The organism is [Rhizobium] kunmingense, assembly GCF_977018605.1.
The window spans coordinates 573,486-588,948 of record NZ_CDRNXG010000002.1; the positions used below are offsets into that span (position 1 = coordinate 573,486).

Consider the following 15,463-nt stretch of genomic DNA (forward strand, 5'->3'; position numbering starts at 1 on the left):
TATAGGCTGCTTGATCATCGTATTTCTGCCCCTACGCAAGTCACCCTGGATCTGCGCCAGAAACCTCAATGTCAGGGCGTTAATTAAATGCGCTTATCTAAGTTTGGCGCTTAATTAAATGAAGCCCGCCTTGTTTAAATAAGGCGCAACGTTGATACTGGGACATGTCTGATTCCCAATCCAACCATCGCATGGGTCGTTTCGTCGAGACGATCGCCGCCAGTGAAACAGTGCGGGCATTCGTGCCCCCGCCATTGCCGCCCGAGCCGGCGATTGATGTGCTTTCATTGCTGGAGCGTCTAAGCCTAGCAGAGCGCGCGCTGGGACGCCTGGATGGTATCACAATGCTGCTGCCGCGACAGGAGTTGTTTCTATACATGTATGTGAGAAAGGAGGCTGTTCTCTCCTCACAGATTGAAGGCACGCAGTCGACGCTTTCCGATCTATTGCGGTTCGAGACAGAAGCTCAAGCCGGGCAGCCCGTCGATGATATCCGTGAAGTCTCCAACTATGTTGACGCCATGATGTATGGTTTGGAGCGGCTGGAAACGCTGCCCATGTCATTGCGTCTGATCCGCGAGATGCACGCCAGACTACTACACAGTGGGCGAGGAGGCACCAAGGACCCAGGAGAGTTCCGCCGTTCGCAAAATTGGATTGGTGGCACGCGGCCCGGTAACGCACTCTTCGTGCCGCCGCCCGTCACGGAAATGGCCGATTGCCTCGATGCATTCGAACGCTTCATGCACGATGAGCAATCTCGGTTGCCGGCACTGATCAAAGCTGGCCTGCTGCATGTGCAGTTCGAAACGATCCATCCGTTTCTCGATGGCAATGGTCGTATCGGCCGCCTGCTTGTAACCCTATATCTTTGCATGAACGGCGTTTTGCGAAAGCCGCTGCTCTACCTCAGCCTCTATCTGAAGTCCCATCGAAGAGAATATTATCGGTTGCTGCAGGAGGTCCGCGAAAACGGAAACTGGGAAGCCTGGTTGGACTTTTTCCTCGCCGGCGTCGCCGACACTGCCAATCAGGCGTTTGAGGCTGCCACCCAGATCGTCGATCTTTTCAAGGAAGATCGGGAGCGGATCACGATGGAGAGCGATAGAGCAGGGTCTGCCCTTCGCATTCACGAGCTTTTCCAGCAGAATCCTTTTCACACGGCGAACCAGATCGTTCAGATCACAGGTCTGTCCGCACCAACGGTTAACGCTGCACTCGCAGATCTGGAGCGATTGGGCATCGTTGATGAGGTGACCGGCCGCAAGCGTGGCCGTGTGTTCAGTTATCGACGATACCTTGCAATTCTAAGCGAAGGCACTGATCCCCTGCCGCTCAGTTCATGACGAATAAGAGGGCCAAAGGTTCGATCTGCATCAAGATCTATGCATCGGAAGGGATTGGTGGTTGCCGCGGCAGTTTCTATTCGACGCCCGGCAGTCGACCCCTACGCTTTTCGCCAGCGCGATGGTGACATTCCCTTGTGGGCCCTGAAGACGCGGGCGAAATGGCTGGGGCTTTCGATGCCGCAGCGGGCGGCGATCTCAGTGATGTCGAGTTCGGGCTGCCTGAGCATGTGGGCGGCGGCTTCCATGCGGTGGGCCGAGATGGCCTGGAGCGGTGTGAGGCCGGTTGCGCCGCGAAATGCCCGAAAGAAATGCCCCTCCGAAATTCCGAGCGGCGTTGCCAAGTCCGCGATGGTGATCTGGCCGCCGAGAGATGCGTCGATCCTGCCATAGGTATCGTGAAGCTGACGTGTCGTCAGGGCGTGGGACGGTCTGGCTCTTGCGCGCGGTGCGACATTTACCCTGTGCGCCAGATATTCGGTAAGCGCCAATGCCATTGTCGAGCAATAGGTTGCGTCCAGCTGACCATCACGGTGGAAGAGGCGCGCCATCTCTGCGGTCATCGTGTAAATGAAGTCGTCGCGACCGATAAGCGATGGCGGCAAGGTCCCAAGCTTGGATCCCGTTGTCGCGGGATCGATGGCGATGGCGCCCCATTCCCAAGATACGTCGCGCAGGGCGAGATCGCGATTGCAGCCGGCTGGCAGGAAGGAGACGGTTCGCTTCACATCCGCGCCGGCATAGCGAAAACCGTCGTCGGTGCGAAATTCATGGGGGGCAGCGCCACCATTCAGCGTTACCATGACGAGGTGGAAATCGGGCGTTATCCGGCCTTCGACCTCGGCCGTCCGCACCCGCCTGGCGGTTTCGAAACGTCCGCCGCTCCAGGTCACCCGGGCGTGGTCGTTCGGCTGTTGCGTCAGATGCCAGCTTTGCCTTTCAAGCTCGTCAATCATGCAGAAGCCTCGGCCTGCACCCCGGTCATGTCCGCGGTGCGCAATGGCCGAGGATAGAGCGACTTGGTGACACTTGCATGCAGGAAATAGGCCGGGGCCTGCCGCCCATCTTCAATTGGACGTGAGCGGCAGGTGATCTTCGGCATGGATTGTCGTGGTTCAGCCGGGGTCGTAGGCACAACGGAAGCCGATATACACGACATAGAAGTCGGCCGGCTTCCACTGCATCGCATCGGCACGCAACTTGTCGGGTCCGTACCACCAGGAGCCGCCCGCCGTCAGCGCGTCAGCACCCTGGCGATCAGCGAGCCATTCCCAGACATTGCCGCCCATGTCGAAAAGACCGTTGACACCCGCGCGGGTCGTGCCAACGGGAGCATGACGGGGCCAAGCGTCATCAACACTAGTGTTGGTGCCCTCGTTGGTTTCTCCGGTCGGATAGATGTAGGTGCGGCCCGCGATGAAGCCATTGACAGTGCCGGGGCCATGTTCCTGATACGCTGCACGTTCCCATTCAGATCGGCTCGGCAGGCGGCCGCCGACCGAGGCGCAATATTCGCTCGCCTCGTGCCAGCTGACATGAACAGCCGGTTCGTCGGCACTGTACGGCGTGTCGCCGAAGGGCGTACGGACAGTCCAGCCGGGCCTCCGCTCCCAGCCGCCGCCCCATTCGTGACCGCCACCCTCGCGTTCGGCGGCCGTCTTGATACCGGAGCGATCGGCGAAGGCTACGAAATCCGAAAGACGGACCTCGGTCCGATCAATAGAAAATCCGTCGATCTCGACCCTTTCGGATGCCGATGCCGGCGTGCCGACGAGAAATGCTGCAAGCAGCGTCAGGTACGCTGCACCTGCGGGAACGGCCATGTGACGATACCACCATAGTTCTTGCCGGGATAGGGAGGTTGTTTTAGCGCATCCGCGACGCCTGTCAGCCCCGTGTAATGTTCCGCCATGCGCTTGCGCATCGCTGCATCGGGAAGGTCGCCGTAGAGCGCTCCCATGTTGTCGAGCACGTGCTGCGGCTGGCTGGTGGCCGGTATGACATTGGTCACGGCCGGATGCGAGATGATCCATTTCAGGAAATACTGGGCCCAGCTTTCAATGCCGACCTCTCTGGCAAAATCGGGCACGGGCTGGCCTGCGACAGGCGTGAAAAGGCGCGCTTTCTCGAATGGGATGTTGACCTGCACTGCGACGCCGTTTGCGGCACAAGCGTCCAGCAATCGCCGCTCGGCGGCCGGGGTCAGGATGGTATAAGCGATCTGGACAAAGTCCAGCGTGCCGGTATTCACCAGCCGTTCCATCGTGTCGTAATATTCCGGGCTCCATTGTGTGATGCCGACATAGCGGACGGAACCTTCGGCCTTTTTCTGGGCAAGCCAGTGCCTCACCTGATCGTGGTTCTCCAAGCTATGGACCTGCAGAACGTCGATCTGCCTTCTCCAGAGCCTTTCCTGCGATTGCCGCACCTGCCGTTCCGAATGGCTGTTGTCGGAAAGATAATCGCCGGTGGTCCATGTCTTGTTGGTGATGAAGATCTCGCCACCAATGCCGAGGGACGTGATGGCATCGCCCGTGCAGACTTCCGCCATGCCATAGAGCGGCGAGGTGTCGATCACCTTGCCGCCGTTCTCGTGGAACAGCTTGACGATCTCCTCGACGTTTTCTCGGGCCTCGCCCGGGCGAATGTCGAAGGTCTCGAACGTACCGAGGCCGACGGCCGGTAACATTTCCCCTGTCTTCGGTATCGGCCGCATGATCGGCGCACCGCGTGGCGAAGAACTTGCTTGCTGGGCCATTGCGGGGCGAAGAACTGCGGACGTGGGTAAAAGCGATGCTGCAAGGCCTGCCCCCGTGGCGGCAAGGAGCTTGCGTCCGTAGGCTGAAAATCCTGATGTCATCGTGGGATCCCTTGTGCTGAGGATGGCGACGATGACATCTATCCGCCGCACAGGCGCGTCAGATCCTGACCGGAGCGCTCGATCCTGACCAATTATCGGTCTGCAGTCGATCCGGAAGCGGTTGTGGGGCGCGAATGTGCCTCCGGCGACGCCGTTTTCATACAGCCTGGAAGTGAGTGGTTTTCTGTCTAGCTGTGGCCGAGAGTGAGATACATTTCAGCCGTTTCGGTCCCATGGCGGTGTTCCGTAAAATCGCTCCAACAGAAAATCGACAAGTGCTCGAACCTTGCGCGGCACGTGTCGGGCATTCTGGTAAACGATCGAAACCGTGCTCTCGAGAGGATGATAGTCCTGGAAAACCGGGACCAGCCGTCCCTTGGCAAAATCCTCCCCTGCAACGAAAGTCGCTAGAACCGTTATACCTTGGCCAGAGAGTGCCGCATGACGCAAGGCGTCGATATTGTCTGCGGTAAGGACCGGGTCGACGGGTACTTCCACAATACCGCCAGCACCTCGTAGCCGCCACATCCTGCCGCTGAGGAGGGGCGCAAAATGTAGAATACGGTGGTTTTGGAGATCGGATGGCTGCGTCGGCGTTCCGTATTTTTCCAGATAAGCCGGCGTAGCGCAGATAAGCCGTCTGTTCGGTGCCAGCTTGCGCACGACCACATCTCCACCGGCATCCAGCGCACCGATACGGATCGCCGCATCGAACTGGTTGGCCGCCATGTCGATGAAGTCGTCTCTGAAACTGAGTTCCAGGCGAAGTGCTGGATGGCGCGCCATGAAGTCCGGCAGTAGCGGCGCGATCTGGTATTGGCCGAACACATTGGGTAAAGCCAGCCGCAGCAAGCCGGTGGGCTCCGATGCATATCGAGAGATTTCCGCTTCGGCGTCATCGATACGAGCGAGGATTTCCAAAGCATGCGCCATGAATGCCGTGCCCGCTTCGGTGAGCGTGACACGGCGGGTGTTCCGCTCGAACAGGCGCGCGCCCAGCCGATGTTCAAGCTCCTGTATACGGCGACTGAGCACGGACCTGTGCAGATCGAGATCGCGTGCCGCATTCACGAAGCTCAGGCGTCTGGCCACGGCCATGAACTCGGTCAAGGCCGCCGTTTCGATCGGGGAGGTCGGCATCAGCATTCCATTGTTGCTCTGGCTGCAACTATAGTTGTCTCGCCCCGATATTAAAGTATGTCGCAGGGATAACGATCTCCGATGTCGTTCGACAGAAGAGGAGATTGACCATGCTTCTACAGACGAATGCCTTTCTTAACGAGGCCGAGAGCACCGTGATCGGACGTCGTGCCATGTTGAGCGGCGCCGGGGTGTTGGCCTTGGGCGGAGCACTTTTGCCCCGATCTGCATCCGCTCATCAGTCGCCTGCGGCGGATGCGCTTTATCGCCAAGGCATTGCCCTTCTGGAGCGGCTAGGGGATCGCGAGGCGCGGCTTGCCGGCAGCTATGACCGGCTTTCTGCAGATCTGGTGAGCATGAATGTGCGAGGTCCTTATGGAGAAATCCTGTCGCGCCCTGGTCTTGACTTGCGGCAACGGATGATCATCGGTGTCGCGGCTACTGCCGCACAAGCGAATGTCATGGATGGTCTGGGGCGTCAGATTTGCGGCGCGCTCGAGGTCAGTGTTTCGCCACGAGAAATTGTCGAGACACTCATCCAGCTTGGCCCCGAACTGGGATTTCCGGTTGCCCAGGACGCCCTGTTCCTCGCCCGTGACATATTCGGACAGCGCGGTGTCACTCTGGGCCTGGATAGTTCCAACCGGCCCAATGGCGATGTCTATGATCTGGGGCTTGCAACGATCGCGGATATCGGCCCACCGGAGCATGCCGGCGGCCTCGATGGGCTCGGAGAACTTGGCGTTGAACTCGACAGGATCACCGCCGAATTCGTCTATGGCGAGATCTACAATCGCCCCGGACTGGACCGCTCAACCCGGGCGCTGGTTTGCGTGGTGACTATGATCGCTCGCGGCAACCGTCGGGATGCGTTGGCTGCACGAATCGACAGGGCGCGCCGGGCGGGCGTTACCACCGAACAGATATCCGAACTCCTGATCCAGATGACGATCCATGCCGGCTGGTCGGAAGTGCTATCTGCCGCGGCGGTGGCGCAAGAGGTGCTCTCGCGGCCGGTACCCGCTGTCGCGACAGCCGACTTTACGCCGGAGCGCCTGCCACGTCAGGACGAGGTCGAGAAAAGAGCACTCGACGAGCGCGGCTTGGAGACGCTCAGGACGTTGACGGGGCTTGGTCGTGACGGTGCGCGCGAACTGTTTTCCGGTATCGCTCCCGATGTGGGCGATTACTTCGTCGATTTCTCCTATGCGGCAGTATTTTCCCGACCTGGCCTCGATCTGAAAACGCGGGAGCTGGCGACTATCTCGGCGATGGTGGCGCTGGGAACTGGCGTCAGCGAATTGCCGCTCAGGCTTCATGTGGCCGGTGCGCTCAAGGCCGGAGCGAGCCGCCGGGAGATCGGCGAAACCATTTTCCACATGCTTCCCTATGTCGGCTTTCCCGCTGTGCGGCATGCACTGGTCATCACTGGTCGTGTCTTCGACGAGACCCCCGAATAATCAACCCACGAAGGAATTTCACATGGCTAAGAACAATCAGCTTTTCCCGCGTCGCGCAGTCATTCAGCTTACTACCGCCGGTGCTGCTGTGTTGGCGAGTGCTCCCTTTACCGTTGCCTTGGCACAGGGCGATGTGTCAGCCGGAATGGCGGTGGATGCTATAACGATCATGGCCCAGTTGCGTGCAAGGCCCGGCCAGGAGAAGGCACTGCGGGAGGCACTTATTGAGGTTGCCACGGCAAGTCGAAAGGAGGAGGGCTGTATTGCCTTTGACATGCATGTCTCACGCGAAGAACCGGCAGTCTTCCTTGCCTTCGAGCGCTGGTCCGACGATGCGGCGATCAAGGCGCATTTCGAGACGCCCCATTTCAAGGCGATCGTAGCACGCAGCGAAGAACTGCTGGCGGAGCCGATGGAAGCACATTTTGCGCGACAGATCGTGTGAAATGATTATTTCGAATGGCACGGCGGCCACTAATCAATTGTTCGGTCGCCGTGTCCAGTTGTCATGTCGGTCACCGAACGCCAGGGCCATCAAGGCTTACGGTTTGGCGTAAAGCGCGATGACTTCTTCCAGAAAGAGTTTGCCCGTCACCGGTAACCCGGGCTTCAGCCACGCAGCGGCGATCGGTAACGGTGGTGGCGCTGGCGTCACAGGGCGGTAGGAGATGCCGGAGCGCGGTTGCCGGGACAATCCTTCCGTAACAAAGCCCAGACCGGCGCCCGCCGCGACAAGGCCGGAAAGCGTGGTCATCGGGGTCACTTCCTGAACGATCCGCGGTGTCACGCCATGCGAGTGAAAGAGCGCGATCATCCGATCGTAGATGCTGGGGCCGATACGGCGCGGTGCGATCAGCATGGGTTCGCCGTCGAGCGCGGCAATCTCGATCACATCCGTCGCTGCGAGTGGATGGCTTTCCGGCAATGCCAGCACAAGCGCTTCGCCCGGTAGCGCGTGTGTCTCAAGATCGGGATGCTCGAGCGGCGGGTGCAGAATGGCGAGATCGATGCTACCCGTGGCCAATGCCGTTTCAAGCGACGGCGAATTCATTTCGGCAAGCTCGACATCCACATGGGGATGACGGCGGCGAAATGCCTGCAGAGCCTGCGGAAGCAGTCCATAAAAGGCTATCACCGTAAAACCGAGTCGCAATCGTCCGACATCGCCACGCGCTGCCCGGAGCGCCTGTTCCCTGGCAACGCGCGCATTCTCGATTGCCCTGCGGGCCGGCTCCAGAAAGGCTTGCCCGGCGGGCGTCAGCGCCACGCTGCGACGGTCCCTTGCGAAAAGATCCGTCCCGATCTCGTGTTCAAGCACGCGGATACGCTGACTGAGCGATGGTTGCGTGAGATGCAGTCGCTCTGCGGCGCGACGGAAATGAAGCTCCTCCGCCACCGCGACGAAACAGGCCATGGCTCTGATATCCATATAGCTCCCTGATGCGAAACGCCTATCACAGAACATTATATTCCAATTGGATGCCGATCAATGAGGCGACTATCTCTTTTCGCAACGAACCTTGAACACACAGGAGAGTGCATCATGGCGATCTCGCAATTTTTCCCGACCACAGCTATCGCCGCTGCGTCGATGACGTTGGCAGCGCAGGTGTCCGCTCAATCGGTGGATGTTTTGGCTGGCATCTCGGCGGGCCGGGTCGCGGTGATCTCAGATGGAGACTATGTGGCCAAGACCTACGCCGACACCATCCTTGCGCCACCAGACGCCGGATACAAGGATACTCTGACCATTCTCTCCATCACCGATGGCAAACTGACGCAAAGCGCCTTGCCCGTTTCGAACTCGGTGACAGCAGCCCCGGAAATTCTGGAACTGACACCGGATGGCAGGACCGCTTTTGTGGCCGAGCGTCTTGGCGAACGTCCCACCGGCGCGACGACAGTAAAGGAACTACCGGCGGGCAATCGGATTTTCGCCGTCGATCTCGGCGATCCAGCCCATCCAAGGCTTGCGGATACGGCCGAAATCGACGTCAATCCGGAGGGGCTGGCGGTCAGCCCGGATGGCCGCCGGGTCGCCGTGGTCGCCAACTCGGCCGATGAAAGCCTACTGCATATTCTGGAATTCATGGACGGCGCCTTCGGGGAGGCCGCGCGCTTTCCGCTTTCAGTAGAGCGATGACCTGAGGACTTCGGCCTCATCGATAAGGCCGATCTCGGGGGTGCTGGAAACGACCGCATATGCGACCTCGCCGAGTTGCCACCACGCTGCTTCCGCATCGGAAAGATTGACGCCGGTGATCGCTTCGACCGAGAAACTGCCAGGCCTGCCTGCGAATACAGAGATGAGCGTGCCTTCCGCTGTCCGCACAGCTGCCTCGACGCTTGGGCCAAACTCTGACGGGAACACCTGGACATCGACGACCTGCCAATCGTCCGGGAGCTCTGGCATGGCTATTGCGGTTGCGGCGCGAATTTCGTCGCGATCGTAGGCCTTCACCTCTGGCTGGGATTGCATGCCGGCGCGAACCAAGGATGTCCGATGCGCGCGGATGGCCTGCTCGACGAAGGCGGGGGGATGCGCAGACGCGTTTACCTCACGGGTTCCGAGAGATGTGTTGGCAAACCAGCCCACCGAGACAAGCAGACCGACGGCCGCGATCTTCTGGAAGGTCGCCCACATGCGCGCATCCGAAAGCCCGGTCTCAAGCCGGCGAGCAGCATGCCGGGTCTGCGGTGTGCAACTGGCATTTTCCATCGACATGGCAAGCTTCAGGGTCGATCGAACGGTGAGGTCCGTCATGACACGGGTGGCTGCGTCCGGATTTTTCGACAGGAAGGATTCGACACGCACGCGCCCAGCCGGATCGATTTGGCCATCGACATAGGCGTCCAGATCGGCTTCGGAAATAGGTACGGTCTCAGTCATTGCCGCCTCCAACGATGTGTAGATGGATGGGATTTCTCGGAGTATTCTCAAAATCGCGCAGCGCCGCCCGTGCTCGCGAGACCCGAGACATCAAGGTGCCGACAGGAACATCGAGAAGCTCTGCAGCCTGCTGATAGGACATGTCCTCGATCGCGATCAGGTGAAGCGCTTCGCGTTGATCTTCCGGCGGAGTGTCGAATGCGGACCGAATTTGTGCGAGGCGAACACCATGCTCCTGATGGGCAGGATGGGATGTTTCAATCTCGGCGTTTACGGCCATCTCCCGCCGTGTGCGGGATAAAGAGCTTCTGACACGATCGATATGGGTGTTGTGAAGGATAGACAGAAGCCAATTGCGCAGGTTGGCGCCGCGGCGGAAGCTCGAGCGCCGCTCATACGCGCGTATCAAAGTGTCGTGGACGAGGTCCTCGGCATCAGCCGGATTGCGCGCAAGCGAACGCGCATAGCGCTTCAATGCGCTGAGTTGGCCTAGAACGTCGAACATGCGTCTCCTGTCATCCATGATCAGATATACGGAGCCAATTTTCTTTTGCTTGCATGGTGCGACGAAAAAAATCGACTGCGGTTGATAGGAGCCTGCTCAGAACCGTGAAATCGACTGCCACCTGGAAATTTTTCGATTGGCGTTGCAATTTTTTCCGGGTGGGCTCCGTATACTCCAGCATGAGACACATTCACCAGCTAGCCCGGCCGCATTTATTGGCTCCAAAAATATGCCACAAGCTCGATGGCGCGGTTCAACGCACTCGATCAGCCCGGACCCATTGAGCCTTGGCCGGCACCAACGCCGATCCCTTTCCCCTACGAAGCGAGACCGTCGATGACAGCGACCAAGGATAACTTTTTCAAGCCGGGTAGAGACGAAGATGAGCCTGCCTCGAATAGAGCGCCCGGAGCACTGGATATCGTGGAAGCAGAGGCGGCGGCGCGGGCGGAGAAGACCAAGCGTCTGCGCGAAGCCCGACTACAGTCCGCGTCATCGAGTTCAGGCCGTCCCTAAACGACTTGCGGATTTTGCTCATCAGCCTCGCGATTGATATTTTCACGCTCTTCAGTGCTTAGCACCCTCGGATGTTTTTAATGCAGGAAATCACTGCCCCGATCGTCAATTTTCTGAACGAATACCCCGAGTGGGCCGCAATCGTGGTTGGGCTGACAGCCTTCTGCGAGTCTCTGTTCATTGTCGGCGTGCTCTTCCCGGCTACTCCTATTCTGCTCGTCGTCGGTGGGATGCTTGCGGCGGGTACTGCCGATCCAGCTCCCGTGCTCGCTGCTGCCATATTCGGGGCCGTCACGGGTGACATCGTTTCCTATCTGATCGGCAAAAAATCAGGCCGGCGCATCACGTTCAGCCCGGCAGCGAAGCGGCATAGGACAAGCATTGCGAAGGCCCGTGTTTTCTTTCGGAAGCATGGGATGCTCGCAGTGTTCATGGGGCGGTTCTTCGGGCCGCTGAGAGCGACTGTACCGTTTGTTGCTGGTATGATGCATATGAAACAAGCGAAGTTCCAAGCGGCCAACATCGCCTCGGCCGTTATTTGGGCGCTCGTCATGCTGATGCCCGGGTGGATGGCGGTTGAAGGATATCAATCCCTGTAGCGAGGTGACCACTCTGTTCACGCAGCGAGTTACGCGCACATAATGCAACGATGTCGCGTAATTAGCCCTACGTCATGAAGATAGAGCGTTGATAAGCGTAAGCACATTTAACGGACTTGAGGGGCGATACCCATCAGGAGCTGCGAAAAACGCAGGCTTGGGCGTAGCGCGGAGTAACTTCCGCCGATAGCATGGCCGGATCATAAGTACCTATTACCCAAGTCGAGTAATCGAGCGATAATGATATTGGAAGTGACGTATGAAAGCTGCCCCCAACACTGCCAAAGCCATGTCCGAACATTGGAATGGGCGGGCAAACCGCTTCAACAGTGCGGCATCGCACAAGCGTAACTATGACGATTGGAAAAGCGTGTTTTCGGCGGCGCTTGAGGGAGATGCCCGGACCGCAATCGATCTTGGAAGCGGCACGGGTGCGTGCGCATTGTTGCTCGCGGAGCTGGGCCATCGGGTCATCGCAGTGGATGGTTCAGAGGGGATGTTGTCTCACGCCCGTCAGGATGCCGAGGCCCGTGGCCTCGACCTGACCTTTGTTCATTCGACGATGGACGATGCCGAAATTCCTGACGCAAGCGTTGATATCGTTACTTTGCGCAATGTTCTCTGGACGCTTGAGAACCCCGCGGGTGCGCTGTCCCTGGCTAACCGCATCCTGAAACCGGGTGGCAAGCTTCTGGTTTCAGACGGCCTATGGTTCCTACATCGCGACAACGACAGCGCGGCCGAGTTCGGCAACGAACTGCCCTTTTTCAATGGCCTGACGGATATTGATGCGCGTGCACTGCTGCACGAGACCGGTTTCGGCGAGGTGCAGTCCTGGAAGCATCTCTTTGAGACGCATCCCTATGGTGCCGTCTATGACGACAGCAGCCGCATGATCGACTATTTCGTGCTGACCGCGACAAAGCCGTCCTGATCCGCGACGCAGGCTTGCGCAACGGTCTCAAGCCTGTATAGCTTGCCGCCGTCGGTTCCCGAAAGGGACGAACAGGGAATTCGGGACGGAGCAATCCGTCAAACGAAACTGCCCCCGCAACTGTAGGCGGCGAGCATCCTTTCATCGGCCACTGGGCGATTGTGCCCGGGAAGGCGAGAGGAGGCGTTGACCCGTCAGTCAGGAGACCTGCCGACATCGAGTAACGTAACGCCGGCGGGGTGTCCGGAGGAGGAAGCGGATGTTTGCAGCGTCTTTGCGTGCTGTTCCGAATGGCGGTGAAAACCGGCAGGCGGATTTTCCGTGCCATCTTGATGATCCCCGATCGGGTCCATTTCACTGACCGGAGATTGATCATGACGAAACTCAAGGCAGCTCTTGCCTTCTCGGCCCTCCTGTTCGCCAGTTCCGGCGCCTATGCCGGCTCAACCACATATCCGCTCAAGATCAGCAATTGCGGTCAGGAACTGACCTTCAACGCTGCGCCGAAGAGCGTCGCTGCCGTTGGCCAGTCGACGACGGAAATGCTGTATGCACTTGGCCTTGGCGACAAGGTTGTTGGCACGTCGGTCTGGTTCAACGAGGTTTTGCCGGAGTTCAAGGACGTCAATGCCAAGGCTCCGCGTCTGGCAGACAACCATCCGGGCTTCGAGGCCGTGGCGGCCAAGAAGCCGGAATTGGTGACGACCCAGTTCGAGGTTCATGTCGGCCCGCAGGGCGTGGTCGGCACGCGCCAGCAGTTCAACGAGCTTGGTATCAACGTCTACGCCATGCCGGCGGATTGCGTCGGCAAGGACAACCTTTCGGGCGGTGACGGCGCACGTAAGACGCCATTCTCGATCGATACAGTTTACCGCGCCGTCGATGAACTCTCGACGATTTTCGATGTGCAGGACCGCGGCAACAAGGTTGAAGAGCAGCTTCGTTCACGGGTCGACGCGGCTGCGGCCAAAGCCAAGGCACTCGATCTGAAAAACGTCTCCGCGGTCTTCTGGTTCTCGAGCGCCGACATCGAACTCGATCCCTTCGTTGCCGGTCAAAAGGGCATTCCGGGCTTCATCATGAACACGCTCGGCGTGAAGAACGTGGTAGAGAGCGATGAGGAATATCCATCCGTTGGTTGGGAAACTATCGCCAAGGCCAACCCGGATGTCATCATCATCGCACGTATGGATCGCCGCCGCTATCCGGCCGATGACTATCAGGTGAAGCTCGATTACCTCAAGAGTGACCCGGTGACCCGCGAAATGAAGGCCGTCAAGGAGGGCAGCATTGTCGTGGTCGATGCTCATGCCGTCCATGCGGGCATTCGAATTCCAGCCGGTATCGAGGCTGTCGCCGACGCGCTTGAAGACATCAAGGGCAAGCAGTGACGGATATCGTGGTCGAGCGGAACGGACAGATTCCCATACGCCGGATCGGTTATCTGATTGGCTCCGTTCTCCTGCTCCTCATTGCCATCGCGTTGGGCGTCTCCGTCGGGGAGACGTCCATGCCGATCCATCTTGTCGGCCAGACATTGGTCAACAAGATGTTTGGCGCAACCTATCTCGTTGATCCGATCGATGCGGGTATCATCTGGAACTATCGGCTGACGCGCGCCATCGTGGCGGCCTGCTGCGGTGCGTCGCTGGCCGTGTCCGGCGTGGTTCTGCAGGCCATGCTGCGCAATGCGCTGGCCGACCCCTATATTCTCGGCATCTCCGCCGGTGCTTCAACGGGTGCGGTCACCATTCTGATCCTCGGCATCGGCGGTGGGCTTCTTTCTCTGCCCATCGGTGCCTTTGCCGGCTCGCTGATTGCCTTTCTGCTGGTCATCATGCTGGCGCGCGCCGCAGGTGGCGGTGTCGGCATCCAAGCGACCGGACTTGTCATTCTCGCCGGCATTGCCGGTTCGCAGCTCTTCAACGCACTGACCTCGTTCATCATCACTCGTTCCGCTAATGCCGAGCAGGTGCGCGGTGTGATGTTCTGGCTGATGGGGAACCTCAGCGGCGTGCGCTGGAACGATGTATTTCTTGCTGTCCCGATCGCCATTCTGGGTGTCTGCGTCTGCATATGGCATCGCCGGGCACTCGATGCCTTCACTTTCGGCGCAGACTCTGCGGCCTCACTCGGCGTGCCGGTTCGCAAGGTACAGGCGATCGTCATCGGAACGGCGGCGATGATAACCGCAGTCATGGTCAGCATCGTCGGTTCGATCGGTTTCGTCGGCATCGTCATACCCCATGCCGCCCGCTTCCTCGTCGGGCCACGCCACGCCCGGCTCCTGCCGGTCTCGGCACTGATGGGAGCCGTGTTTCTCGTGCTGGCCGATATCGGCTCGCGGGTGCTCGTGCCCAATCAGGTCCTGCCGATCGGCGTCATCACCGCCCTTGTCGGCGCACCGGGGTTTGCCCTCATCCTCATTCGCGGAAGGCGCATTCGATGATCCTGGCGGCTGAAGATTTAAGCTGGAAGGTGCGAGGCAGCAGCATCGTGGAAGATGTTTCTTTTGACGTACGGGAGGGAGAGACGCTTGGACTTATCGGTCCCAACGGTTCCGGCAAATCGACGCTGCTGAAACTGCTGGCCGGCATCCTCACACCCTCTTCCGGAACAGTCATTCTGCAGAAGCAGCCCATGGCGCGGATGAACCGGCAGCAGGTTGGCCAGACCCTGGCATTTGTTGAGCAGCAAAGCGATACGCTTGAGCGCTTGACTGTCCGGGACGCTGTCGAACTTGGCCGGACGGCGTGGTTGTCGGCACTGCAGCCGTGGTCAGCAAGGGATGACAAGATCGTCGCCGAGGCCTTGCGACAGGTCGATATGGCCGACATGGAAAAGCGGTCGTGGCATACGCTGTCAGGTGGCGAAAAACAGCGCGTTCATATCGCCCGCGCGCTCGCGCAGCAGCCAAAAATCTTGCTGCTCGACGAGCCGACCAACCATCTCGACATCCAGCATCAACTGTCGATCCTCGGCTTGGTTAGAGCGCTTTCCATTACGTCGGTGATCGCGCTCCACGATCTCAATCAGGCGATGTCTTGTGACCGTATCGGTGTGATGTCGAAAGGATCGCTGCTGGCGGTTGGGACGCCTGCCGAGATTTTGACGCTCGATCTGATCCGTGACGTCTTTGGTGTCATGGCTCGTTTTTTCGAAGACACGGACGGCTCTCGCCTGATCCGTTTCCGATCCATTCAATGAGGTTTC

General features: G+C 59.2%; 17 protein-coding genes and 1 riboswitch. Of the genes, 9 read left to right on the top strand and 8 right to left on the bottom strand.

The window, feature by feature from the left end; translation table 11 throughout:
- Positions 1 to 164: 164 nt before the first annotated feature.
- Positions 165 to 1,346, top strand: a complete 1,182-nt coding sequence (locus tag AC0JZ4_RS21085) for a Fic family protein (protein WP_471888442.1) — start codon at positions 165 to 167, stop codon at positions 1,344 to 1,346.
- A 101-nt stretch (positions 1,347 to 1,447) separates the two neighbouring features.
- Here the strand turns inward: AC0JZ4_RS21085 and AC0JZ4_RS21090 are convergent, their stop codons facing one another.
- The 5 genes from AC0JZ4_RS21090 to AC0JZ4_RS21110 form a co-directional block, all read right to left on the bottom strand.
- Positions 1,448 to 2,302, bottom strand: a complete 855-nt coding sequence (locus AC0JZ4_RS21090) for a helix-turn-helix transcriptional regulator (RefSeq protein ID WP_471888443.1) — start codon at positions 2,300 to 2,302, stop codon at positions 1,448 to 1,450.
- The gene (locus AC0JZ4_RS21095) at positions 2,299 to 2,448 is read right to left on the bottom strand and encodes a hypothetical protein (RefSeq protein WP_471888444.1); all 150 of its coding nucleotides are present in this window, start codon (positions 2,446 to 2,448) and stop codon (positions 2,299 to 2,301) included. Before AC0JZ4_RS21095 ends, AC0JZ4_RS21090 begins: the two co-directional genes overlap by 4 nt.
- 13 nt (positions 2,449 to 2,461) lie before the next feature.
- On the bottom strand, positions 2,462 to 3,169 hold the full coding sequence (locus AC0JZ4_RS21100) for a formylglycine-generating enzyme family protein (RefSeq protein ID WP_471888445.1): 708 nt from the start codon (positions 3,167 to 3,169) through the stop codon (positions 2,462 to 2,464).
- Entirely contained in the window at positions 3,139 to 4,035 is an 897-nt protein-coding gene (locus tag AC0JZ4_RS21105) for an aldo/keto reductase (RefSeq protein ID WP_471888446.1), read from the bottom strand. Before AC0JZ4_RS21105 ends, AC0JZ4_RS21100 begins: the two co-directional genes overlap by 31 nt.
- 387 nt (positions 4,036 to 4,422) lie before the next feature.
- A complete protein-coding gene (locus AC0JZ4_RS21110; protein WP_471888447.1) occupies positions 4,423 to 5,346 on the bottom strand; it encodes a LysR family transcriptional regulator in 924 nt (307 codons plus the stop codon).
- Positions 5,347 to 5,456: 110 nt separating this feature from the next.
- Between AC0JZ4_RS21110 and AC0JZ4_RS21115 the strand changes: the two genes are divergently transcribed.
- Both AC0JZ4_RS21115 and AC0JZ4_RS21120 read left to right on the top strand, forming a co-directional pair.
- Positions 5,457 to 6,806 carry a carboxymuconolactone decarboxylase family protein gene (locus tag AC0JZ4_RS21115; RefSeq protein WP_471888448.1) on the top strand — a complete coding sequence of 450 codons (1,350 nt, stop codon included), beginning with the start codon at positions 5,457 to 5,459 and terminating at the stop codon, positions 6,804 to 6,806.
- Positions 6,807 to 6,828: 22 nt separating this feature from the next.
- Positions 6,829 to 7,251 (top strand): putative quinol monooxygenase, encoded by a 423-nt coding sequence (locus AC0JZ4_RS21120; RefSeq protein WP_471888449.1) that lies wholly within the window; start codon positions 6,829 to 6,831, stop codon positions 7,249 to 7,251.
- 96 nt (positions 7,252 to 7,347) lie between these two features.
- Here the strand turns inward: AC0JZ4_RS21120 and AC0JZ4_RS21125 are convergent, their stop codons facing one another.
- A complete protein-coding gene (locus tag AC0JZ4_RS21125; RefSeq protein WP_471888450.1) occupies positions 7,348 to 8,235 on the bottom strand; it encodes a LysR family transcriptional regulator in 888 nt (295 codons plus the stop codon).
- A 114-nt stretch (positions 8,236 to 8,349) separates the two neighbouring features.
- Here AC0JZ4_RS21125 and AC0JZ4_RS21130 point away from each other — a divergent pair, with 114 nt between their 5' ends.
- Positions 8,350 to 8,949: a YncE family protein gene (locus AC0JZ4_RS21130; protein ID WP_471888451.1), complete on the top strand. Its 600-nt coding sequence runs from the start codon at positions 8,350 to 8,352 to the stop codon at positions 8,947 to 8,949.
- On the opposite strand, the gene AC0JZ4_RS21135 is transcribed toward AC0JZ4_RS21130, so the two are convergent.
- The gene (locus tag AC0JZ4_RS21135; protein ID WP_471888452.1) at positions 8,935 to 9,696 is read right to left on the bottom strand and encodes an anti-sigma factor family protein; all 762 of its coding nucleotides are present in this window, start codon (positions 9,694 to 9,696) and stop codon (positions 8,935 to 8,937) included. The two genes, AC0JZ4_RS21130 and AC0JZ4_RS21135, sit on opposite strands and share 15 nt — an antisense overlap.
- Complete coding sequence (locus tag AC0JZ4_RS21140; protein ID WP_471888453.1) at positions 9,689 to 10,219, bottom strand: sigma-70 family RNA polymerase sigma factor; 531 nt, start codon at positions 10,217 to 10,219, stop codon at positions 9,689 to 9,691. The genes AC0JZ4_RS21135 and AC0JZ4_RS21140 overlap by 8 nt, the downstream gene beginning before the upstream one ends.
- A 578-nt stretch (positions 10,220 to 10,797) precedes the next feature.
- Between AC0JZ4_RS21140 and AC0JZ4_RS21145 the strand changes: the two genes are divergently transcribed.
- From AC0JZ4_RS21145 to AC0JZ4_RS21165, 5 genes are all read left to right on the top strand, one after another.
- Positions 10,798 to 11,316, top strand: coding sequence for a DedA family protein (locus AC0JZ4_RS21145; RefSeq protein ID WP_471888454.1), 519 nt, complete (start codon positions 10,798 to 10,800; stop codon positions 11,314 to 11,316).
- Between the two features lie 259 nt (positions 11,317 to 11,575).
- On the top strand, positions 11,576 to 12,250 hold the full coding sequence (locus AC0JZ4_RS21150) for a class I SAM-dependent methyltransferase (RefSeq protein WP_471888455.1): 675 nt from the start codon (positions 11,576 to 11,578) through the stop codon (positions 12,248 to 12,250).
- A 35-nt stretch (positions 12,251 to 12,285) separates the two neighbouring features.
- A riboswitch (cobalamin riboswitch) is annotated at positions 12,286 to 12,479 on the top strand.
- A gap of 145 nt (positions 12,480 to 12,624) precedes the next feature.
- Positions 12,625 to 13,641 (top strand): ABC transporter substrate-binding protein, encoded by a 1,017-nt coding sequence (locus AC0JZ4_RS21155; protein WP_471888456.1) that lies wholly within the window; start codon positions 12,625 to 12,627, stop codon positions 13,639 to 13,641.
- 5 nt (positions 13,642 to 13,646) lie between these two features.
- Positions 13,647 to 14,699 (top strand): FecCD family ABC transporter permease, encoded by a 1,053-nt coding sequence (locus tag AC0JZ4_RS21160; RefSeq protein ID WP_471889056.1) that lies wholly within the window; start codon positions 13,647 to 13,649, stop codon positions 14,697 to 14,699.
- Complete coding sequence (locus AC0JZ4_RS21165) at positions 14,696 to 15,457, top strand: ABC transporter ATP-binding protein (RefSeq protein ID WP_471888457.1); 762 nt, start codon at positions 14,696 to 14,698, stop codon at positions 15,455 to 15,457. The genes AC0JZ4_RS21160 and AC0JZ4_RS21165 overlap by 4 nt, the downstream gene beginning before the upstream one ends.
- The last annotated feature ends 6 nt before the right edge of the window (positions 15,458 to 15,463 follow it).